Raw genomic sequence first — 23,152 nt, forward strand, 5'->3', positions numbered from 1 at the left:
GTGCGGGTATATGAACTTCTCGTGGAAGCGCAATCTGGTCATATTGTGGATTGGTGTATTTTTTTGCAGCACCGCCTATTCGATCTCGATTCCATTTCTGCCCCTGTTTCTAAGTGCTGACTTGGGGGTTCGTGATCACCTGGAGTTATGGTCAGGACTGGCGTTTGGCATTACGTTTCTCGCGAGTGCACTCGTGTCTCCTTTCTGGGGATCACTGGCTGATAAATACGGACGCAAACCCATGTTGATCCGGTCGGGATACAGCCTTGCCGTCTTGTATTTAATCAATTATTTCGTGCAGGACCCGTATTCACTGATTGTTGTTCGATTGTTTCAGGGTCTGCTTGCAGGGTTTGTTCCAGCAGCGATTGCCCTGGTAGGTACAAATACACCTGAAGAGAAGACTGGTTATGCACTTGGTATTATGTCCACTGCAGGAGCCACGGGTGGTATTATCGGACCGTTAATTGGTGGCGTGGTGAGTCATTATTATGGCAACCGGAATGCATTTTTGTTTTCGGCTATTGTTGTGTTAGTCTCAGCAATCATCGCAACCTTTTGGGTAAAAGAAGAGAACTTCAATCGGAACAAAGCGCGTTCCCACGTCATGGATGACATTCGTGAAGCAAGAGCGAATCGTTTGTTTATGACGGTGCTTGGCATGATGGGCATATGTACGTTCTCCGTCATGATTCTGGAGCCATTATTGACGGTCTATGTGATGGAGATGGGCGTTCAGCCGGATCGTGCCTCACTCAGCTCGGGTATTATTTTCTCAGCGGTGGGGGTAGCAACAGTTATTATGGCGCCGCGTTGGGGCAAGATTGGTTCAAGGATTGGATACGGTAAAGTGTTGATCATTGGACTGGTTGGTGGGGCTGTAGGGAATCTTCTGCAGTTCTTTACAACAGGTTATATCGCTTTCGGCATTTTACGATTTGTGTATGGTTTATTCTTTGCGGCTGTATTTCCAGCAATTAACGCCATGATTGTGCAGGCTACCGCATCGAGTTTCCGGGGCAGGGCTTTTAGTCTGAATCAATCCGCTGCCCAGATCGGGACGATGGCGGGACCGATTATTGGTGGTGTACTTGGGGGCTGGCTGCCGATACGCTGGATATTTATTATTAATGGAGTGGCATTGATCATCACTGCGATTGTAGCGAAGTGGTCAGGATTGGATCACAAACTGCCCGTGGCAAGTAAGGTTTCCGCTAAGCGTTGATGCTAAATCACTAAGAGAAAGTGAACTTACAGGTAACAAAAAAGATGACGCTGTGAAATTACGAGGCCACTGAAAAACTTACCATTTCAATTGTTAAGATTCATTTTAAATCAAAAAGGCTATATTTCGTTCACATTGGAACGGAATATAGCCTTTTTCTCTATCCTTTTACTTTGAGTCTTTCATGAGTGTAATGATTCGCTTGAGATTAACAGTAAATATGGCCATGGCACCTTGCATTTGCATGCCAACAAGACCCGAGGACGATGCAACATCATACCCGTGTCTGTGCTTGAGTTCGCTATTTTTCGCTTCAATTTTATAACGTTCTTTTGATTTTTCTTTGAAACCATCGCTATTTTGAAATGCCTCATGTTCCTTATGTTCGGTCGATTTGATGGTTACAGAATAGGTTTTACTTTTCGCACCTTCTTTATAGCACCCGTCTTTCATTGGGCATACTTTGCATTTTTCAATGTCAAACATGTAGGTATCCTTTTGGTTATTATTCATACCTTTCTTACCTGTGCGCGCTCTTTGAATCGCCATATGTCCAGCTTTACAAACGTACATACATGCATCTTTATTAAACTCAAATTCATCTTCTTTTTTACGAGTTCCTTGTGTGATATTAGGGTTTAATTTTGATATTAATTGTAGTTCTTTGTGATTGGCATATTGAATATTATCTTTTTCAGAATAGGCAGTATCTCCAATGACGGTATCGATCTTCATACCTGTGTCGCGACTTTTTTCAATGAGAGTTTGGAGTTGTTTTCCATCACTTTTCTCACCAGTCGTAATTACCGCAGCTGTAATAATTCGTTCTCCATTCATAGCAAAATGTGTTTTGTAACCGAAGAACGAGGAGTCTGCCGTTTTGTGACCTATTCGTGCATCTGGATCATTGCTGAGTTGAAAGTGCTCATGGTGATCAGCTATGATTTCTTTTAAGTAGTTCAGCTTTTCTTTCACCTTTGGGTATTCACGGAGGGATTCTTCTTTTTCTACTGTATCTACAACTTTTTGGCAATAGTCCAGTTCATCAGATAATTCGTTCGTCGTTGTTTTCGGTGGGAATTTATCCTTCATTTTTTCATCGATCTTGTAAACGGATTTTCTCAACAACTTAGACTTTTGCACTAATATTTCTTTGGGTGATAGCTGATTAAATCGCGCTTTCGTATGGGTGGCATCCACAATAATTGCACTGCTTTTGATAATTTCTTTTTCCAACGCGATCTCCATGGTCTTTTGAATAAGTATGTCGAGGAGGTTCACATCTTTCAGGCGAAGCTTGCGAAACTTCGTTAGTGAACTAGGATTAATGACTTCATCTTCAGGCGCCATATCTAAAAAGTACTTAAAGGACATGTCATATTTAGAACGTTCCACAACATCCGCATCGGATACATCGAAAATGGATTTCAACAATAGGTATTTAAACATTCGAATGGGAGGCACTGCATTGCGACCATTGTCGAGGCAGTATCTATGTTGCAATTCTACCTGAACAAATGAAAAATCTACGAGATCATTGATTTGACGAAGCATATTATCTTTAGGTACGACGATATCGTATATGTCCATAAATGCACTAAGGTTAAGAGATTGTTGGTTTGAAATCATCCGAGACACCACCTGAAATTAATCATTTAATTATACAGGAAAACAGATATCCCTCCTCAAAAAAATGAGGAGGGATATCTGTTTATAGATGTTGGACTTTTTCAGTGGCCTCTGAAATTACAGACGTCATCTTTTTTAAGTCTACTACGGATCTATATAAGTTAGTCATCCGAAGAGGGCTTACGAGAAGCCTTCTCTTTGGGAATGGCATGTTCGACCGCATCACGTTGATCCTCATCCTCAAGTGCTTCGGGGAAGGAGTCCTCAGTGAACAGTCCGAAGTCCGGGTCAATATCCCGTTCGGTCACGAGATTATCCGGTTCATGCACATGCTTTTGGCGATCTTCCTTCATCGTGTATGCACCTCCTCATTCAGGATGTCATAACAGCTGTTAATGTCGCGGTGGAATGTCGTTCTCTGGTTTAGCATCCGCACCAGCACCATTAAGCAAGTCGGTACCATGCAACGCATCCGGATCGGGTGCAGCAGGATCAACCGGACTGTTCGGTTGCAGAAGATCTGCATCCGGTACAGATTCCAGCGGTGTCTCAGCCAAACGTGAATCCAATTCCGGCTCATCCACAGCGGTTGCGGCTACGGGTGCCAGATCCGAATCTTCCGTAACAATCCGTCTGCCGGAAACTTCATCAAAGGTGTCCATATCGCCTTCCGGGACTTCCGTCTCTGGTGGAATATCGCGGGACCTCTGATAACGGTCATAATAGCGGTCGCTCTCTTCGTTACTAATTGGTTTGTCAGACATGAGTAACACTTCCTTTCATTGTCGGTTGTCCAAAGCTTCTTACTCCGTAGTTACCCAAAGCGCTAGTGTTGTAATCTTGCACAGGTTATTATCTCCGGGTGTTCACTACGATATGAATGCCTTAGAATTTGGGGAATACATATTTAACCAAGAAGTATAAGAATCCGAAAAAGATAATGATATACGCGGCATATTTAATAAATGTGGAAGCGACCATACTTGAATCCGATTTATGCTGAACATCCTTATGTTCTACCTCAACCGTACGATGGGGCTCATTCATTGTAATCATCTCCTTAGCGTGTTTGTTTGCTTTGAGAAACCATTACACCCGGAGCAAAGGATTGAATCGCAGCCACCGTTTTTACAGCTTTTCCTGTTTTGCCTATGTTATGATGAAGCTTGAATATGTAAGGGAGGGATTCATGTGGACTGGTATACACTGGGGAATATGATCACACGCATCCGTATCGGGCAAAAGGCGTCCACACCCGGGTTCTCCCGTACCGTCATCCGTCGTCCGGATGGTTTGTTTTGGGTAGGCGGTATATGGTCTGGGCAAGTTGTCCAGTTACGGGATTTCCTTTTTTCCGACATATGGACCATCTATGATGATGAGGAGACAGAGCAGTGGCTTGAATTTCGCAGTCAAGTTGAACAGAAAGAACGGGAAATGATAGTGAACCAGTTCGAAGACCTGCGTGATTAATTGAATAACTTTAACAATAAAATGGAAATAAGACTATAAATCGACTTAAATGTGAAATTTCATTTTATCTCAAGAAGGTGACGTGACAAACGGTGGCGAATGATAAATGAGAGAATCTAAGATAGGGAAAATTAGAACTTTGAGGTGCTGTGAATGAAAAATGTGCCCAAAGCTATCGTCATCTTATGGATGAGTGTATTGATTATTCTAGGCATGCCACATGGGATAGTCTTTGCAACTACAGGAGTGGTTCAGCAACCTGTATCCATTACAGGATGGGAAGTAAAATGGGGGAACGTTGACGATCAAGGATTCATCAGTGAGGTTAAGGGAGCAGACGAAATATGGGAAAAGCAGGGCAGTGATAAGTTAGAGTATAGCAATACGGATCGATCGAATTCTTTGTGGACTCGCCTGACCATTCCTGAGTTGAGTGAGGAAAGTTCAGCCATTCGATTTGAGAACATTAAAGGCAATCATATTGTTGTTTATCTGGAAGACCGCAAGGTCTACGAGAACTATCATTACAATTATGATAATAATGCTGTGTTGCTGCCCTTATCCAGCGAAAATTCAGGTGACACGCTCTATGTATGGTCGCAAAATGAAAAAGGCCGTCTGGGGATACAAGGTATTGTTCAGGTGGGACCTTATGCCGCGTTACAGGAGAAATATATTCATAACGGACTTATTGATGTAATTTTGGGCGCGACCTTTGTGTTCACAGCGATTACGATGCTGAGTTGTACATTCTTCCTTGGCAAATTCCATAAGGGATTATGGATCTCGCTATGCATCGTGATGGGTTCCATCGGCACGATGATCATCACGTACTCGCAATTTTTGTATACGTTCTATCAGGTATATGGTGACCTGTATTCCGTAGTCTTTGATCTGGCGATGCTGCTGGGTATGCCAGCGCTATGTTATTTTTTTGAACAGATTATCGGGCCTGGACTGCATGGAATCTTCACCAAACTGCGAAAAATACTATTCATATATTCAGTTATCGCTGTGTTCTCTCTATTTATCTATGTTACTTCAGGTGGGCAATGGGAGATCCTCTACAATCTGCTCGTACAGCGTGTGGTTGGCATTGTGCTGGTCATTCTGCTGACGATCCTGTTGGTTGGTACCATCGCCAAAGCGCTGCAACGAAATCGGGAAGCTATGCTGCTTGCGACAGGATTTGGTACATTTGCCTTGATCAGTGTGGCTGAACTGTTGTGGTATTATCAGCGGAGTGGGACGTATCATCTGTTATGGTGGAAATGGTCCATGGTTGCATTTGTGATCTCGTTGATTGCCATTCTCGGAAGTCGTTTTGCCGAAAAACATACTAAAGTTCTAGAGTATTCCAAGGAACTGGAGCTGTTCAACAATGAGTTGCAGCGATCCGAAAAGATGGAGATTATTAGTGAATTGGCAGCTTCCGTTGCGCATGAAGTACGTAATCCACTTCAGGTGACAAGAGGATTCCTGCAGCTTATGACAGAACAGGAAGACAACAAAAATAAGGGGTATGTGCGAATTGCACTGGAAGAACTTGATCGGGCTTCGGGCATCATAACGGATTTTCTTACCTTTGCCAAACCTGAGTTTGACCATATTATCTCGCTCAATATCTCGGATGAGTTCAATCATATTGAAGGCATTCTTGTACCGATGGCTAACCTGGAAGGTGGAAAAATCACCACCGACATTCCGCCGGATCTATATATTCGAGGCAATTCCTCGAAGTTTAAGCAGGCTTTTATCAATATTATTAAGAACAGTATTGAAGCTCTGCAGGGACAAGGTCAGATTGATATCTGGGCGTATAAGCAGGATGGAATGATTAAGGTGCATGTCAGGGATAACGGAGAAGGAATGGACGAGGAAGCACTCTCCCGGTTAGGTGAGCCTTATTTCTCCAATAAAATCAAAGGCACAGGCCTCGGCATGATGGTGACATTCCGAATTGTTGAAGCGATGCAAGGACAGATCAGCTTTACAAGCACCAAAGGGGTAGGAACAGAAGCGGTTGTATCTTTTGTCGAGTTCGTCGATTGACGAACTCACAGAAGGATACAGCGGCTTTTTTTGTTCCTACCCCTAATTTCTTACACTACAAGATTAGCTCACCCGAATTAACTTCTCCAAGGTCCGCAATTCACATCATAATTTACTTTGGAAGGATTGGGAGGTATGACAAGTACATAGTCATTCTGCTGCTCCTCAACAGTACGTACCTGAATGTGCTCCGGAATTACGATGCCAAACGCTTCACGAAGCGCCTGCTTCGGATTGGAGTGCAATTGTTGTCTGAAGTGCTCGTCAGTCCAAGCCTTTTCAATAATATCCTCATGCAACGTTTTCTCTGATACCATCATCGTCAACATTCCCTTCATATTTAAAATTAAACTGAATCAGCTTAGTCCTTATGCTCAGAATCCCAACTATTGCTCGCTAATCCAGTGATGAAACCCGCCTTGGAGAAGCTGTTTCTTCCGTTGTGTAATGTCCTGAACAGCTTGTACTAAAGTGCTGCATAAATAAGAATCAAACGCTTCTAGCTGCGATATTCCTAAGTTAGACGATGTTAGTGTACGATTATAGTGATAAGCAATGTCTACGTAAGAGTTCATGAGTTGTGTATTGTATACATTGTCATGTATACGTTCGCTTAGAGGTTGAACTGGATAGTTGTGATTCAGTGCTGCGGATATGTGGGAGAGGTAGCTGTTGTAGTTTCCATGCACAGCATCTTGTTGCGTGTCTGTGAAGTCATCGGTCATCTGGAGTGTCATGAGTGTGATGTTGATGGCAGAACACACCGGGGTGATCCGGTCGGACTGATTCAGCAGAAGCAGTGCACCAGTAGCTCCAATGAGGAGAGGGGCAGCCTTTTGCGCAATCAACAAGGGATTCTGTTGGAAATAATCAATGGAATGCTCACCCGTAACACTCACGGCCCAATCCACTACATATTGTCTGAAATAGACCCAGAACGTGGAGGAAGGATTGAATAATACCGAGTAAGATTGAAGTGCATCCATGTAATATAGATTACCCAGGGATAACTTCAATGTGGCATTCTCCGGTTGTTCATCCATCACGTCGTCCTGATTCAGAAAATATAACATATGGATGAGACAGGCTGTACTTAATTGGTGTGCTTTCTCTGGGGGTAGTTTATCTGAATGTTGCATCCAAAGTGGAGTGATGTACCCGATGTAGCTGTGTCCCGAATCTCGTAACAGCGGATTAACCGAACGAAGCTGCTCTAATGCATGTCCTGACAAGGGTTCGGGATATTCCCGTACGAGTTGTTCCGCTGAAGCAAACACGACCTCCAGATCGGATCTAAACGGATCTAACCAATCTTTCCGCATTGTTACATATCGTCCTTCCTACGATAAGGTAATCCAGGACTGTTCAACTATATTAGTTGAAATAATCATTTACACGATAACGGAGAGGACAGAAAAAACCTGAAAAAGCGAAGCGTTCGCCTTTATCACCGGATTTTCCCTAAAGGGAAATAATCAAAAAATCTGGGGATAACAGCGATTGGAAGGTTGTTCTGTCAGCGTAGTGTCAGTGTAAATAATATGTAGTTCAACTGATATAGATCATGAAGTTACACTTAGTATAGCGGAAATAAACTGAAAAAAATAGGATTTTTTGTGATCAATTGTGAGAAAAATGATGACTTTTTGTATTTTATGGCATAAAAAAGTGGATTTTAGGCTCAAACTAGGAAGGCACAGGATTTCGACATCGGAAAGGCGGCAGAAAAATGAATTTGAAATGGAAAACATGGATGGCAGCCGGATTGGTAGCCGTAGTTATAACAGCAGCAACAGGACATGTAGCATTCGCTGATTCAACGGTTCGGGCTGAGGAACATGTCGATGCGTCAAAAGCTTCTTCCTCCGGCAAACCAGCGAAGCCATGCATGCAGGCAGGACACGGTCTGTTTATGATTGGTGAGACGGCAGACTTGCTAGGGATTGGACTCCGGGATCTGAAAGAACAGATGGAACTTGGCAAGACGTTGTCCCAGATTGCGAAAGAGCGTAAGGGACTTAGTGAGGAGCAGTTATTGCAGAAGTTGAAGCCTACACTGGCACAGCGTTTGGATCAAGCTGTAGAAGAAGGTTGTCTCACCAAGGAACAAGCTGCAGCCACGAAGGCAGACATGGATACAAAGTTGAAAAAGGTCATCAATACCCCGCTGCGTGATTTGCGGCGTGAATTTGCCCACCATGGCAAACGTTCCATGGTAGATAAAGGTGAAATTGCCCGGTTTATTGGAGTCACCCCTGCTCAACTGCACGAGCAGCTTCAGGGAGGGAAATCCCTGGCTGAGATTGCTCAGGCAAAAGGCATTAGCGAAACGCAGCTGGTGGACAAGCTGAAGGAACAATTAACGGGTGATCTGAAGAGATTTGTGAATCAGAAGGGCAACGTGCATCCAGCCCCGGGTCCCCAGGAACCTGTTCCTGGACGATCAACTTCGAGCGAAGTGAAATAAAGAAGAGCGTCTCCATGAGGGGACGCTCTTCTTTATTTCAAAATGGCTCACTCGTTCCCGTACTGCGAGTTGGGCCGGGTGACGGAGTTCGCTCAAGTGAATTTCTTTTATCCACAGCAGCTGATGAATTAGGTATAGAACGTGGTTTACGCATTAACCCTACGGTGAAACGTGAGCCAGGAAGCTTGGATAGCGTCCAACTGATTGCAAGAGCAATCCCAACTGTTACAAGGAACGATAGCAACGTTACAGGCAGATGCCATCCACTGAGATGAAGCGGTCTGGTTACATAAGCGATCGCGTAGATCACCAGTGCATGAACCAGATATCCACCAAATGAATAACGGCCAATCCAGGCTAAGAGGCGCTGAAACCGTGTATCTTTGCCCCGCATTAGTACAAGGAAACCATACATCATAAACATCTGAGCCATAATGATCAGGAATGTGGTTGGTTTCAGATAGGTAGAGATATTCAGATTCACAACATCCCCTGACCCACGCAGCACATCGTAACCAAGCCATATATACATCCCTATAAACAGACAGATCGTCCATGGCAGGATCTTCGTGGTCCAACTCCTCCAGCTATCCACTGACCAGGCACATACGGCACCCAGTAAAAAGTAAAACCAGTACATCACCCATGAATAGGAGCGATATTGCAGCAACGTTGACCAAGGCTCAGACATGGATTCTGTCCAGCCCCCCATATTATAGTAGGACCATTGCATAAGCAGGGCATATAGTGCTGCCGCAAAGAGAATTAGTCCGATAATGACTTGCATGGGCGTGAAACGTGAGGTGTTCTGGATACGTCTCTGAATGGTTTTTGCTCCTGTCCAGAACAGGGGGAACAGAATATAGAACTGAAACACCATAATGACAAACCAGAGATGATATCCCGTCTGTGGTATAAACAGTTCACGAATCAGACTGCGAAAATCCGGTATGCCTGCACGCCAGAACGCGGGGGTGAAGATACGGACAGAAAGCCAGTAGATCAGTGTCCATACGACAAACGGCATATAGATATCGCCAAATCGCTTTCGAATGAAGCGAGGGTAATCCGGTTTGGTGTTACGATGATGGTAAAACAACATTACACCCGATAGAAATACAAACGTTGGCGTACCAAATCGGGTCAGATGATAAATCATGGTCAGCATAATGGAATCCGGTTGTTCAATATCAGCGCGATAGATATACTCAGCGATACTATGCTGCATGACGATTGCCAGAAAGGCAATGCCCCGCAGTTCGGTCCATTCCGTTATTCGCGGTTTTTTCACATTGTAATCCTCCCTCCAGGAACCGGAGTTCATCATATAAGGGTACCTGTTAAACATTAAGGCTGCATTAAATGGAGAAAATAGGTACTAAAAAAGACGGCTTTGGCCGTCTTTTCTATTGATATATCTCATGCTTGTTTTAGTTCTGTTCCTCTGATGATAGAGTCTCTGAGGACGCGGCATCTTCTTCAAACAGTTTCTGAATGTAGGACTGGAGTTTGGTCACATCAACACCCAGTACCTGAGCTGAGCCGACCAGTTCATTGGTGAGTAGTTTGTTCGGTGGAATCTGCTGCTGATCAATATCGTTCACGTGGATATCGAAGCCAAGTGATGCGAGTTTTAACATCTGAGTTGGACTGAGGTCTGTCTCAATATAGGGAGCGATCGCTTCCAGGATATCCGGGATTTTGAAAAGCGACGTGGTGCTCTGCATTTTCTTGGCCAGCTCGGTCATGAAGATCCGCTGCCGTTCGGTGCGCGTGAAATCCGAGGTGGCATCATGCCGGAACCGAACATATTGCAGAGCGGTTTTGCCGTCCATATGCTGCAATCCTTTTTTCAAGTCAATGTCGTACATATGTTTATCTGCTTTACTGGTGTAATACATGTCTTTCTCCACATCGATCTCAATGCCGCCTACCGCATCAACAAGTGCCATGAAACCTGTAAAGTCTGTGTAGACATAATGCTGAATGGGAATACCGAGCAGATCACTGACGGTTTGTTTAGTCAGCTCCGCACCCCCGTAGGAAAAGGCTGCATTAAGTCTGCTTTTGCCATGCCCGGGAATGGCTACATAGGTATCACGCAGTACGGAGAATAGATGGGCTTTCTTGGTGACCGGATCAATGGAAGCGACCATGACCGAGTCCGAGCGTCCTGCATCGTCGCCTCTTGAGTCTCCACCAAGGAGCAGAATGTTCACCCGTTCCTGGCCCTCCCATCTGGGAATCGTTGTCGTTGGTGTGTCTGAATCGTTGTCTGTGCCGGAAGAGGACGAGTTGGATGAAGTCCCGGAAGCCGTGGAGATGCTATTGGCAAAATGAACAATCGAATATCCGTAATAGACAACGACACCTGTAACTGCAAGTGCCAAGGTCAGGGCTGTACCCCATAACCATTTTTTAAGCATAATCTTCACCTTTCTATGATTGAACTGATATGTAACCCAAACTAGTTTAACAAAAAGAAAGCAAAATGTCCTCTTTGATTTCGTAACTTCGGTCAATGTGAGTAATGTTTGACAAATAGTTAGTGTATATTTATTATGTAAAAAATAATCTTGTTTTGTGTAATGGGGGTATTAAAAGCCAGTTATGAATCAATCACTATTTAATTGGATTAATCAGTTTGCAGACCAAATACCGTTTCTGGACTGGTTTATGATCACATCATCCGAGTATGCGGTTTGGATCATGATCGCACTGCTCGTTGTTGTATGGTTTCTCGGCGATCCATCGAAACAACGAATTGTTTTCTATGCCTGTGTGGCTTCCATTGTAGCGCTGGTTCTGGCCAAATGGGGGATTTCACCAGCGGTCGGTCACCCAAGACCTTTTGTAGAAGGGACTGTGCATCAGCTGGTTGCCCATGTACCTGATCCTTCTTTTCCAAGTAAACATGCTTCCTTTGTATTTGCTCTGGCGGCTGCTTCATTCTTTATTGGACGTCGCTTCGGGTTATGGATGTTGTTACTCGCTGTGTTGACAGGGGTGTCGCGTGTATATGTTGGTGTGCATTATCCAGGAGATATTCTGGGAGGATTCATTCTCGGAAGTCTGCTTAGTGTGGTTCTGATTACAACCCGCAATTATACCAAGTCGATTCCCGACTTTTTCATTAATATACACCGACGTGTTTTTCGTTAGCTTTTGAAAGCAATGTCTAGTGAAGTTTTGGTAGTTTAGTTTATTGAAAGAAGTCTCTTATCTCTGGTTCTGCCAAAGATGGGAGACTTTTTTTGTGTTATGTTCGAAGTTACATGAAATTTACAGAAATTGAATTCTAACATCTACAATTCACGACGATAGGTGACGATATATTATAAATATGTATTATTTTGAGGAGTGGGACACATGGAAGACACGCGGGGGAATAAGTTGGGGATATTGAAGTTAACGATTCGAGGCAAGTTACTGACTGGTTTTCTCATAGTCGTGGCTCTGTTGATTGTTGTAAGCGTTTATGCGTTAATACAGATCCATAATATGTCTGGTAAAGCCAATGATGTGGACCAGACCTGGATGCCGAGTGTAAGCCTGTTGGGTATGATGAATGGTGATGTTTCGGATGTAGAGCGGTTAGCGCTGGCCATTATCGTTGAACAAGACGAAGAAGAAAACGTCAAGGTGAATGAAGCGTTAAAGTTGCTCCTCACGAAGATTGAAGATGAGCGTAAACAGCTGCTAACGTTCATTGAGAGCAATGATGAAGCAATGAAGCTCTACAATGATTTCAGTACGAATTATGATGCTTATGTGGAGAAAATGCCTGCATTCATAGAATTCGGTATTGCAAATAACTATGAAGAAGCAAGTAGACTGCACACTGAAGCCTATCCATTGTGGTATACAGCTAACGACACGATTGCCAAGCTGATCGAATCTGGGAATAAAGGATCGGATGCAGCAACGAATGATTCTGTCGAGTTGGCTGAGAATACATTTAATGTGATTTTGGCCGTGACGATTTTTGCATTCCTGATCGCCGTGTTCATTGCATTCTTCATTGCAAGCATCATCTCACGTCCAATCAAAAAGATGAATGAAGCGGCCATGGCTATTGCCAATGGTGATCTGACGGGTGAGACGATTGTGCTCAAGAACAAAGACGAATTGGGAACGCTCGCGGCTTCCTTCAATACCATGAGTGGCAATTTGCGCTCCATGATTGAATCGGTATCGATGACTTCCGAACAGGTAGCAGCTTCATCGGAAGAGCTTCTTGCAAGTGCAGAGCAGAATACTCAAGCATCGGAACAGATTTCCGAAACGGTTGAGGAACTGGCCGTGGGCACGTCAGATCAAGTTGATATTGTGAAGCGCTCTTCACAGGCGATGAATGAGATGGCTCTCGGATCAGAGCAGATTGCCGAGCTTGCTCAGAGTGTATCCGTATCTGCTGTGGATGCGGCGAATCAATCTTCCGAAGGAAATATGATTATTCAGCAAGCGGTTGAACAGATGGGTTCTGTTCGGAATTCCATTGCTTCGCTGACTGAATTGGTTACAGGGCTGGGGGAACGTTCAGCAGAGATTGGAACCATTACCGAGGTAATCAACAACATTGCTCGGCAGACCAATCTGCTTGCACTGAATGCAGCCATTGAAGCCGCACGAGCAGGAGAGCACGGACGTGGTTTCGCCGTAGTTGCGGGAGAAGTGCGTAAGTTGGCTGAGGAATCTTCTACATCTGCGCAAAGAATTACGGATCTCGTTCAATTGATCCAGAAAGATACGGATCATGCTGTTCAGGCAGTGAAAGTGAACAGCAGTGAGACAGAAGCAGGAATCGAGATGGTTACTGCGGCAGGACAAGCGTTCGAGCAGATCTCGGATGCGGTCAACAAAGTAGCGGGTGAAATCCAGGAAGTATCTGCAGGTTCAGAGGAAATGTCGGCGAGTACAACTGAGGTTGTAGGATATGTAAGTCAAATCTCCAACATTGCTGGAGAGGCAGCGGGCGGGGTTCATAATGTATCTGCCGCAACTCAGCAGCAGTTGGCTTCGATGGAAGAGATTGCATCATCCGCGGGTTCATTATCCAAAATGGCCGAAGAACTGCAGGAGCAGATTAACAAGTTCAAAGTGTAACCAATGAGATGTTCTGATACCTAAGGTGTAGAGAAACATACTGACAGGATGGTCAGAATGCCATTCGATTTGTACTGTTTATGATAACAAGGGCGAGAAGCTGTTTCTCTAACGCGCATATGCGTTAGAGAAACAGCTTTTTTTGTCACATGACGCAGAGCAGGTCACAACAATGTTATTTCAGAAGTCACCAACGCTTATATAGCTGGTGAAACAAACGGTTATAATGGTAATTAATGGTGGAACTTACACTGAAATACACCATGGGGAGGAGCGATATAAACTTGCAGTCCAGAGTAATGCATACGGAATATTGATGAAGAGGAGATGAATAGTTGAACATGAAGGGGAGCTGGTGGAGACGAGTCGCTATGATCGCGTTATCGGCAGGACTACTGGCAGGGAGTTTATCGATGGGCACAGGAATTCGTAAGGCGGATGCGGCCGCCGGAAATCAAAACTATGCTGAAGCACTGCAAAAGGCCATTTACTTCTATGAGGCACAGCGTTCGGGTCCGTTGCCAGCGAGTAATCGGGTCGAATGGCGTGGTGATTCGGGCATGCAGGATGGAGCTGATGTAGGCGTTGATCTGACCGGAGGATGGTATGATGCCGGAGATCACGTAAAGTTTGGTTTTCCGATGGCTGCTTCCGCAACGATGCTCGCCTGGTCTGTCGTGGAATACAGCGACGGATATGAACAGGCCGGACAACTGGAGGAGATCAAGGATAATATCCGATGGGCGACCGACTACTTTATGAAAGCGCATACGAAACCAAATGAATTATGGGGACAAGTGGGGGCAGGCAATACCGACCATGCTTGGTGGGGTCCTGCAGAAGTCATGCAGATGAACCGTCCTTCGTTCAAGATAGATGCTTCATGCCCGGGCAGTGATCTGGCGGCAGAAACGGCTGCAGCGCTGGCAGCGTCATCGATTGTATTTGCAGATGATGATCCGGCATATTCGGCAAGACTGCTCCAACATGCGAAAGAGCTGTACAACTTCGCAGATACATATCGGGGGGAATACACCGATTGTATCACTGATGCTGCAGCGTTTTATAATTCGTGGACAGGATACGAAGACGAGCTGGCATGGGGTGGCGCATGGCTTTATTTAGCCACTAATGATAGCGCTTACTTGTCCAAAGCCATTGCAGCTACGGACCGGTGGTCTTCTAGCGGAGGCTCAGCCAATTGGCCCTATACCTGGACACAAGGTTGGGACAGTAAACATTATGGTGCCCAGATTCTGCTTGCCCGTATTACGTCCAGTTTGAACATGCTGGAGGCGACAAGATTTATTCAGTCGACTGAGCGCAATCTGGATTATTGGACGGTTGGAGTCAATGGGACACGAGTCAAGTATACGCCAGGAGGTCTGGCGTGGCTGGATCAGTGGGGATCGCTCCGATATGCAGCGAATGCATCCTTTATTTCTTTTGTATACTCCGACTGGGTCAGTGATCCTGTGAAAAAGTCAAGATATCAGGATTTTGCTGTCTCACAGATGAATTATATTCTGGGCGATAATCCGCGTCAGAGCAGTTATGTGGTCGGATATGGGCAAAATGCACCTCAACATCCGCATCATCGGACCGCTCACAGTTCATGGCTGAATAACGAAGATTTCCCGGCTAACCATCGCCACATTCTGTATGGTGCCATGGTCGGTGGCCCGGATGCATCGGATGGATATACCGATGATATCGGGGATTACGTGAGTAATGAGGTCGCAACCGATTACAATGCTGGTTTTACCGGCGCACTGGCAAAGATGAATTTGCTGTTTGGTCAGAATCATCAGCCCCTGGCGAACTTCCCTGCACCTGAGGTGAAGGGAGATGAGTTCTTTGTGGAGGCTGCGATCAAATCATCAGGTGCCAATTATACGGAAATCAGAGCACAGCTTAATAATCGTTCCGCTTGGCCTGCCCGAATGGGAGATCAACTTTCTTTTAAGTATTTCCTGGATTTGAGTGAAGTGTATGCTGCCGGACGTACGGTATCGGACGTGCAAGTGACAACTTCCTATACGGAGGGGGCGACGGTATCCCAACCAGTTGTGGTGAATGCAGCCCAGCATATCTATGCCATTACGGCGAACTTCGGTAATACCAAGATCTATCCAGGTGGGGAAGGAAATTATCGTAAAGAAGTACAGTTCCGCATTACAGGCCCACAGGGTGCATGGAATGCCAGCAATGATCATTCGTTCCAGACGCTGACCACAGGCACTCCTGTGAAGAGCATATACCTTCCAGTCTATGATGCAGGGGTGAAGGTGTATGGACAGGAGCCTGGTGTTACACCAGTCACGGTTCCAGGCGCACCTGCTGGCGTGCAGGCTGTAGCGGGAAGCAGTCAGGTTAACCTGACCTGGGCCGCTGTATCCGGGGCCGAATCGTATACGGTGAAGCGTTCCGAGGTGAGTGGAGGACCATATACAACTGTTGCGACAGGGGTTAATGGATTGACCTACACAAACACGGGACTGACCAACGGGACGGCTTATTATTATGTAGTGTCTGCTGTGAATTCAGCAGGGGAATCATCGGGTTCTGTGCAGGTGTCGGCTACCCCGCAAGCAGCTTCGACGGTGCCGGGAGCACTGACTTTAAGTGGGACAGCTGGCAATGCGCAGTCGGTCCTGACTTGGACAGCAGCCTCGGGCGCTACTAGCTATAAGGTACAACGTTCGGTGGCAGGCGGGACATATGCAGATGTGGCAACTGGATTGTCTGTGCTGACTTACACCGATACAACAGCACTGAATGGTACCACGTACAATTACCGGATTGCAGCCGTGAATGCGAACGGACAGACACTGTCCAATGTCCTGGCATTGACGCCTTCTGCACCTCCGGTGACCACCGGTACACTCGAAGTGCAGTACCGCAGCGGAGGGTCCGGGAATTCAAGTAATGCGGTGACTCCGCAGTTCAACGTGAAGAATACCGGAACACAGGCGATTGATCTCAGTACCGTGAAGATCCGATATTATTTCACCAAGGATGGTGCCGATCAAATGACCTTCTGGTGTGATTATGCCGAGATGGGCACGGCCAATGTTGAAGGTACATTTGTCGCAGTGAATCCGGCGAAGGGTACCGCAGATACGTATCTGGAGATTAGCTTCAAGCCTGGAGCAGGCAGTTTGGCCGCTGGAGCAGAGACCGGCGTGATTCAAGCACGCTTTTCCAAAAATAACTGGAGCAATTTCGATCTAAGTAATGATTATTCCTATGATGCTTCCAAGACGGCTTTTGCCGCATGGAACAAGGTAACCGGGTATCAGGGAAACACCAAAGTATGGGGCTTGGAACCGTAACTAGCTCAAGATCATTGGCCGAATAGCAGCATGGGCAGACCAACAGCACTTATATTCAATTTCCACTATTCCAGGGAGGTATATATTAATGTTGAAATCAGCTGCGAAAAAAAGTTTAACAGCCATGCTGGCGGGAACCGTCATGTTGACCGGATACACCGGACTCTGGGCAGGGCCGCAAACAGCGCATGCCGCAGATCAGGCCATCGAGATTCAGGCAGACAGCATTAATGAAGTTCGGTTTTTGCAATTATATGATCAGTTGAAAGATCCGGCGAACGGATATTTTTCGCCAGAGGGTCTGCCGTATCATTCCATTGAGACCCTGTTGAGTGAGGCCCCGGATTATGGTCATATGACGACGTCAGAGGCATACAGTTACTGGCTGTGGTTGGAAACCATGTATGGTCACTACACTGGAGACTGGTCCCAACTGGAAGCAGCTTGGGACAGTATGGAGAAATACATTATCCCGGTCAACGAAGGTGACGGCAAGGAAGAACAGCCTACGATGAGCTCATACAACCCGAACAGCCCTGCTACGTATGCAGCGGAAAAACCTTTTCCTGATCAATATCCATCGCAACTTAATGGTCAATATGCAGCGGGTAAAGACCCGATTGATGCCGAACTTAAGGCGACCTATGGTAACAATCAGACCTATCTCATGCACTGGCTGGTCGATGTGGATGACTGGTATGGATATGGAAACCTGTTGAATCCATCACATACGGCTACCTATGTGAACACGTTCCAGCGTGGGGAGCAGGAGTCTGTGTGGGAAGCCATTCCGCATCCATCTCAGGATGATAAATCTTTTGGTAAGGCAAACGAAGGCTTCATGAGCTTGTTCACAAAGGAAACTCAGGTACCGTCAGCGCAATGGCGTTACACTAACGCCACGGATGCCGATGCGCGTGCTGTACAGGTGCTGTATTGGGCGAAGGAGATGGGATACAACAATCCGGAATATCTGGATAAAGCGAAGAAGATGGGGGACTATCTGCGCTATGGCATGTATGATAAATACTTCCAGAAAATTGGAAGTGCAAAGAGCGGTACACCAACTCCGGGTACAGGCAAGGATTCCAACATGTATCTCATGGCTTGGTATACGTCTTGGGGAGGTGGCTTGGGTCAAGGTGGGGATTGGGCTTGGCGCATTGGAGCGAGCCATACCCATCAGGCTTATCAAAACCCGGTTGCAGCGTATGCTTTGTCTGATCCGGCAGGCGGCTTGATTCCGGAATCAGCAACAGCGAAGGCAGATTGGAATGCTACGCTGAAACGTCAGTTGGAATTCTACACTTGGCTACAATCCCATGAAGGAGCTATCGGCGGGGGAGCAACCAACAGTCTGGATGGTTCATACAAAGCCTATCCGGCAGGCGTAAGTACATTCTATGACATGGCTTATCAGGAGGCACCTGTATATCGTGATCCGGATTCCAACACCTGGTTTGGATTCCAGGCATGGCCGCTGGAACGTGTAGCCGAGATGTACTATATTCTTGCGGAGAGCGGGGACTTGACCTCTGAGAACTTCCAGATGGCCAAGAAGGTAATCACGAAGTGGATCGACTGGAGTAAGGATTATGTATTTGTAGGTGAGCGTCCGGTGACGGATGCGCAGGGCTATTATCTGAATGCGGCTGGACAGCGCATTTTGGGTGGAACTAATGTTCAGGTAGCAACAACGCCGGCGCCGGGTGAGTTCTGGATTCCGGGTGGTCAGGAATGGCAGGGTCAACCGGACAAATGGAATGGATTCAGTTCGTTTACGGAAAATCCAAACTTCCGTGTAACGACCAAAGATCCAGTGCAGGATACAGGAGTTCTGGGAAGTTACGTTAAAGCTCTGACCTTCTTCGCAGCCGGAACACAGGCAGAGAACGGTACACTTAGCGCGGAAGGCCAAGAAGCCAAGGATTTGGCTGAGGCTTTGCTGGATACAGCTTGGGATTACAATGATGGTGTGGGGATTGTTACGGAAGAAGAACGTAAAGACTACTTCCGCTTCTTTGCCAAAGAGATCTATATCCCAGCGAACTGGTCTGGAACCTTTGGTCAAGGCAATACGATTCCAGGTACAGCAGGTGTACCTTCCGATCCGGCGAAAGGTGGCAATGGCGTATACATTGGATACTCCGATCTGCGTCCAGCCATCAAGCAAGATCCGGCATGGGCTTACCTGGATAATCTGTACAAAACGTCATATAACACAACCACGAAGCAGTGGGAAAACGGTACACCTACCTTTACGTATCACCGGTTCTGGTCACAGGTGGATATGGCTACAGCGTATGGCGAGTATGATCGTCTCCTCGGAGATTCCGATAGTCCGGAAGTGGAAGTACCCGCTGCTCCTGCTGGCGTAACAGCAACTGGAGGAAGTGAGCAAGTGGTTCTGAATTGGAACGCAGCCGCTGGTGCAGCCTCGTATAACGTGAAACGTGCAGAAGTGAATGGTGGTCCTTATACGTCTGTAGCGACAGGGGTCACAGGATCGACATTCACGGATACAGGCTTGACCAACGGCACAACGTATTATTATGTCATCACTGCGGTGAATGCCGTAGGTGAGTCTGCACCGTCGACACAGGCATCTGCAACACCACTCGCAGGTACCGTTGTGCCAGGCGTATTCAACCTTACTGGAACGGCTGGCAATGCCCAGGCGGTCCTGACATGGACTGCATCAACTGGAGCAGCGAGTTATAAGGTACAACGTTCGGTAGGCAGCGGGGCATATGCTGATCTGGCAACAGGTTTGACCGCACTGACGTATACCGACGCTACAGCGGTAAATGGTACGGCTTATAATTATAGAGTCGTAGCTATTAATACGAGTGGTCAGACGAATTCAAATGTATTGGTGTTGACCCCATTGGCACCTCCAGTTACAACGGGAACGCTTGAAGTACAATACCGTAATGGTAGTTCAGGGGCTTCGGTCAATGCGATTACTCCACAATTTAATGTGAAGAATACTGGTACAACTGCTGTGGACTTGAGCAAAGTGAAGGTCCGGTATTATTTCACCAAGGATAGTGCCGCTGATCTGAGTTTCTGGTGTGATTATGCACAGATTGGCAGTGGTAACGTGGAAGGGCATTTTGTTTCAATAGATCCGGCCAAGGGCACAGCAGATACGTATCTGGAGATTGAATTCAAAGCGGGTGCCGGCAGTTTGGCCGCGGGTGCCGAAACCGGAATCATCCAGGGACGTTTCTCGAAAAACAACTGGACGAATTTTGATCAAACGAATGATTATTCCTTTGATTCCACCCAAACGGCCTTCAGTGCCTGGACAAAAGTGACGGCTTATCAGGATGGCGCCAAGGTATGGGGAATTGAACCTTAAATGAGTTGATCAACCAATTGTAGAGTGATGTTACTCATCATTCAGGTTAAGCCGGGGAGAAATCCCTGGCTTTTCTTTTCTTATGGAAAAGCAAAAATGAAATACAAAATAATCAAACGGACACTGCTGATAAATCGATCCGTATTGGGGCTGGAGGCAAAAATGTGAATTCGGGGAACGGTAATCGGCAAATGAATCATAGTAATGTTTACCATATTTGCGATTTTAAACATTAAAATCTAGGTCATATGGCATATGCCCTGAATGAGAAACGACCTAACTCTTTTATCGCGGTAAAATGAAGTATATCAAATAGTTACAATAATTTAACCTTTCAAAAAGAAGGGATCAGCAGTGGATTTTTCCAGTAGATTATGGACGCACCCTGATACTTAATGCTCAAGTTCGCCTATATCAATACAGGACTTTTGACTGATGAACGTTATGGAGAGCCCGTTTACAATGGGGCAAGCCCGGGAGAACCAAGCCAGGTTAAAATTCTGTAACATCAGGGGGAACTCGACATCATGAACTGGAAAAAAACGATTATTACGGCAAGTGTCACAGCAACGATGCTGATGGGAAGTCTGACGACAGGAGCACTAACGGCACAGGTATCGGCAGCTGCTGTTAACAATTCACAAGTAAAAGTAATTTGGGGCGTAAACTTACGCACAACACCTTCTTCTTCTGCGAAGATTGTTCGCTTGGTCGCTAAAGGGGAAACGGTAACGGTGCTTCAGCAATCCGGTTCGGATTGGTATAAGATTAAGGATTCTGCTAACCGGACAGGCTACATATCTTCTTCATCCAAATACACACAAGCGATTAGTGGCGGCACAAGCGGATCGGGTTCGAATAGTGGTACATCGGTGACCGGCAATGCATCTGTAGAAAAAGTGATTGCAGCGGGAATGAAATATTTGGGAACACCTTATGAGTTCGGAGCCAGTCGTAACAGCACAGCTACTTTTGACTGTTCCAGCTTTGTACGCCAGGCCTTCATTGATGCACTGGGCATCAAGCTTCCAGCGGATTCCCGCAAACAGGGAGACTATGTAAAAGCCAAGGGTACAGTTCAGACGAACTGGAAAAACCTGAAACGCGGCGATCTGATGTATTTCATGTCGTATAAAGGCAGCTCTGCATCATCGTATTCGGGCGTGAATAAATCTAGCGCAACCATTACGCACACAGGGATTTACCTGGGCAACGGCAAGGTATTACATACGTATTCCAACGCTGGCGGTGGTGTAACAACTAGTGATATCTCCGGCAAACACTGGGAGTATCGCTTCCTGTTTGGTGGCAGTGCGCTGTAAGTTAGAACAAGAACTTTCTTAAATAATCTACGCATGTTCATATGCATACAAAACACCTCCCATTCTGCCTTTGACAGGCGACTGGGAGGTGTTTTGGTGTTATTTATTATTTTGAAGAACTCAATCGTGATAGTACAGCCGGAACAGGATATCCTGATTGTAGTTGCCGAATCCCTCACCATATAAGGTAAGCCCGCCTACATGCTGCGCATCTTCCTCCACAGAAAGACGAAGAGTCCACTGGTTGCGTTCGACCGGGATATCTGCGAGTGTAATGTCGGATAGATGTTGTCCATCAATAAACGTACCCTCATTGGTAATTCGCAGTACCTTGAGCATGCCGTACTGATTGACACTGTCACTCCACCATTCCGGGGTGAACATGCCACGTCCGTTGCCTGAATCTCCAGGGCTTGTCCATTCCCCTAATCGGATGCCATTCAGCATGAATGTAATATCCGAGGGCCAATTCGGATTCACCGAAGGGGCTTCTGATCCGATCTCGAGGGCCAGTTCAATGGCATTGATCTGCTGTCCGGATAAAATATAGTTTGGAATTTTGTACTCCACAAATCCACGGCCAAACCACAGAATATGCGCATGCATCCGCTCGGGGTCGAGAAAATAACGAGGGTCATCATACTGTCCGATAACATGATTGGATGTAGCCAGACCACATGTCGGATAGACGTCAAAGTGAGTATAGTGTCCCACAGGGACGGAAACCTCGTGAAGCTTGCGGGCTGTCCCACTTTCCTGCGGCATGGAGATGCCAATCCAGTCTACAGCAAGGCTGTTCATTTTATGTGTGCCGCCGTCTTTGCGTATCATTTTGGACTGAATAATGCCTACATCCTGAAGTTTGCGGACATGCATGGTCACGATGGCACTACTCAGACCCAGTGAAGCAGCAAGGTCCTTCACATTCATCGGGGTCTCTGCAACAAGGCGGATGATCTGTAGACGGACTTCACTGGCAAGTGCTTCATATAGGGGGAGCCATTCGGCATCGGTATTTGCTCTAATCACAATTGTTCCTCCATTTTATCTGTATAGAATTAAGTTAAACATAAATTCAGTAAAAAGAATAACATTTTGCAAAATTCAGGTTGAAATTAAGGCTACAATCGATTTTAATATAAATATGAACGTTGATCCATAGAATATCAATTAATTTTT

18 protein-coding genes are annotated in these 23,152 nt (G+C 46.0%); 9 read left to right on the forward strand and 9 right to left on the reverse strand.

Annotated elements, in window-relative coordinates; all coding sequences use genetic code 11:
• Positions 1 to 10 precede the first annotated feature (10 nt).
• Positions 11 to 1,225, forward strand: a complete 1,215-nt coding sequence (locus NSQ20_RS06150) for an MFS transporter (protein ID WP_047841895.1) — start codon at positions 11 to 13, stop codon at positions 1,223 to 1,225.
• A gap of 168 nt (positions 1,226 to 1,393) precedes the next feature.
• On the opposite strand, the gene NSQ20_RS06155 is transcribed toward NSQ20_RS06150, so the two are convergent.
• From NSQ20_RS06155 to NSQ20_RS06170, 4 genes are all read right to left on the reverse strand, one after another.
• On the reverse strand, positions 1,394 to 2,854 hold the full coding sequence (locus NSQ20_RS06155) for an IS1182 family transposase (RefSeq protein ID WP_340032113.1): 1,461 nt from the start codon (positions 2,852 to 2,854) through the stop codon (positions 1,394 to 1,396).
• A 161-nt stretch (positions 2,855 to 3,015) separates the two neighbouring features.
• Positions 3,016 to 3,207, reverse strand: a complete 192-nt coding sequence (locus NSQ20_RS06160) for a hypothetical protein (protein WP_036611535.1) — start codon at positions 3,205 to 3,207, stop codon at positions 3,016 to 3,018.
• Positions 3,208 to 3,246: 39 nt separating this feature from the next.
• Positions 3,247 to 3,618: a hypothetical protein gene (locus NSQ20_RS06165; protein WP_036611534.1), complete on the reverse strand. Its 372-nt coding sequence runs from the start codon at positions 3,616 to 3,618 to the stop codon at positions 3,247 to 3,249.
• A gap of 121 nt (positions 3,619 to 3,739) precedes the next feature.
• Positions 3,740 to 3,901 carry a hypothetical protein gene (locus NSQ20_RS06170; RefSeq protein WP_017690239.1) on the reverse strand — a complete coding sequence of 54 codons (162 nt, stop codon included), beginning with the start codon at positions 3,899 to 3,901 and terminating at the stop codon, positions 3,740 to 3,742.
• 144 nt (positions 3,902 to 4,045) lie between these two features.
• On the opposite strand from NSQ20_RS06170, the gene NSQ20_RS06175 reads away from it, so the two are divergent.
• Both NSQ20_RS06175 and NSQ20_RS06180 read left to right on the forward strand, forming a co-directional pair.
• Entirely contained in the window at positions 4,046 to 4,327 is a 282-nt protein-coding gene (locus NSQ20_RS06175; protein WP_036611533.1) for a hypothetical protein, read from the forward strand.
• 153 nt (positions 4,328 to 4,480) lie between these two features.
• Complete coding sequence (locus NSQ20_RS06180; protein ID WP_036611532.1) at positions 4,481 to 6,379, forward strand: HAMP domain-containing sensor histidine kinase; 1,899 nt, start codon at positions 4,481 to 4,483, stop codon at positions 6,377 to 6,379.
• A 77-nt stretch (positions 6,380 to 6,456) separates the two neighbouring features.
• Here the strand turns inward: NSQ20_RS06180 and NSQ20_RS06185 are convergent, their stop codons facing one another.
• Together NSQ20_RS06185 and NSQ20_RS06190 are read right to left on the reverse strand one after the other, a co-directional pair.
• Positions 6,457 to 6,699 (reverse strand): NHLP leader peptide family RiPP precursor, encoded by a 243-nt coding sequence (locus NSQ20_RS06185; RefSeq protein ID WP_091015589.1) that lies wholly within the window; start codon positions 6,697 to 6,699, stop codon positions 6,457 to 6,459.
• A 66-nt stretch (positions 6,700 to 6,765) separates the two neighbouring features.
• Positions 6,766 to 7,701, reverse strand: coding sequence for a hypothetical protein (locus tag NSQ20_RS06190; protein WP_340032114.1), 936 nt, complete (start codon positions 7,699 to 7,701; stop codon positions 6,766 to 6,768).
• A gap of 407 nt (positions 7,702 to 8,108) precedes the next feature.
• On the opposite strand from NSQ20_RS06190, the gene NSQ20_RS06195 reads away from it, so the two are divergent.
• Positions 8,109 to 8,846 (forward strand): hypothetical protein, encoded by a 738-nt coding sequence (locus NSQ20_RS06195; protein ID WP_339197612.1) that lies wholly within the window; start codon positions 8,109 to 8,111, stop codon positions 8,844 to 8,846.
• A 37-nt stretch (positions 8,847 to 8,883) separates the two neighbouring features.
• On the opposite strand, the gene NSQ20_RS06200 is transcribed toward NSQ20_RS06195, so the two are convergent.
• Together NSQ20_RS06200 and NSQ20_RS06205 are read right to left on the reverse strand one after the other, a co-directional pair.
• Positions 8,884 to 10,137, reverse strand: a complete 1,254-nt coding sequence (locus NSQ20_RS06200) for an acyltransferase (protein ID WP_339197615.1) — start codon at positions 10,135 to 10,137, stop codon at positions 8,884 to 8,886.
• A gap of 139 nt (positions 10,138 to 10,276) precedes the next feature.
• Positions 10,277 to 11,272: an LCP family protein gene (locus tag NSQ20_RS06205; RefSeq protein ID WP_339197619.1), complete on the reverse strand. Its 996-nt coding sequence runs from the start codon at positions 11,270 to 11,272 to the stop codon at positions 10,277 to 10,279.
• Positions 11,273 to 11,456: 184 nt separating this feature from the next.
• Between NSQ20_RS06205 and NSQ20_RS06210 the strand changes: the two genes are divergently transcribed.
• The 5 genes from NSQ20_RS06210 (at position 11,457) to NSQ20_RS06230 (ending at position 21,973) form a co-directional block, all read left to right on the forward strand.
• Positions 11,457 to 12,008 carry an undecaprenyl-diphosphatase gene (locus NSQ20_RS06210; protein WP_076327350.1) on the forward strand — a complete coding sequence of 184 codons (552 nt, stop codon included), beginning with the start codon at positions 11,457 to 11,459 and terminating at the stop codon, positions 12,006 to 12,008.
• A 207-nt stretch (positions 12,009 to 12,215) separates the two neighbouring features.
• A complete protein-coding gene (locus tag NSQ20_RS06215; RefSeq protein WP_083677324.1) occupies positions 12,216 to 13,952 on the forward strand; it encodes a methyl-accepting chemotaxis protein in 1,737 nt (578 codons plus the stop codon).
• Between the two features lie 341 nt (positions 13,953 to 14,293).
• Positions 14,294 to 17,287 (forward strand): glycoside hydrolase family 9 protein, encoded by a 2,994-nt coding sequence (locus tag NSQ20_RS06220; protein ID WP_083677336.1) that lies wholly within the window; start codon positions 14,294 to 14,296, stop codon positions 17,285 to 17,287.
• Positions 17,288 to 17,375: 88 nt separating this feature from the next.
• On the forward strand, positions 17,376 to 20,651 hold the full coding sequence (locus tag NSQ20_RS06225) for a glycoside hydrolase family 48 protein (RefSeq protein WP_340032115.1): 3,276 nt from the start codon (positions 17,376 to 17,378) through the stop codon (positions 20,649 to 20,651).
• A gap of 527 nt (positions 20,652 to 21,178) precedes the next feature.
• Positions 21,179 to 21,973 (forward strand): SH3 domain-containing C40 family peptidase, encoded by a 795-nt coding sequence (locus NSQ20_RS06230; RefSeq protein WP_047841902.1) that lies wholly within the window; start codon positions 21,179 to 21,181, stop codon positions 21,971 to 21,973.
• Between the two features lie 120 nt (positions 21,974 to 22,093).
• Here NSQ20_RS06230 and NSQ20_RS06235 read toward each other — a convergent pair whose 3' ends face one another.
• Entirely contained in the window at positions 22,094 to 23,002 is a 909-nt protein-coding gene (locus tag NSQ20_RS06235) for an ArsR family transcriptional regulator (protein WP_081745958.1), read from the reverse strand.
• Between the last annotated feature and the right edge of the window lie 150 nt (positions 23,003 to 23,152).

It is taken from the genome of Paenibacillus sp. FSL K6-1122, assembly GCF_037977015.1.
GTDB classification, from domain to species: Bacteria; Bacillota; Bacilli; order Paenibacillales; family Paenibacillaceae; genus Paenibacillus; species Paenibacillus amylolyticus.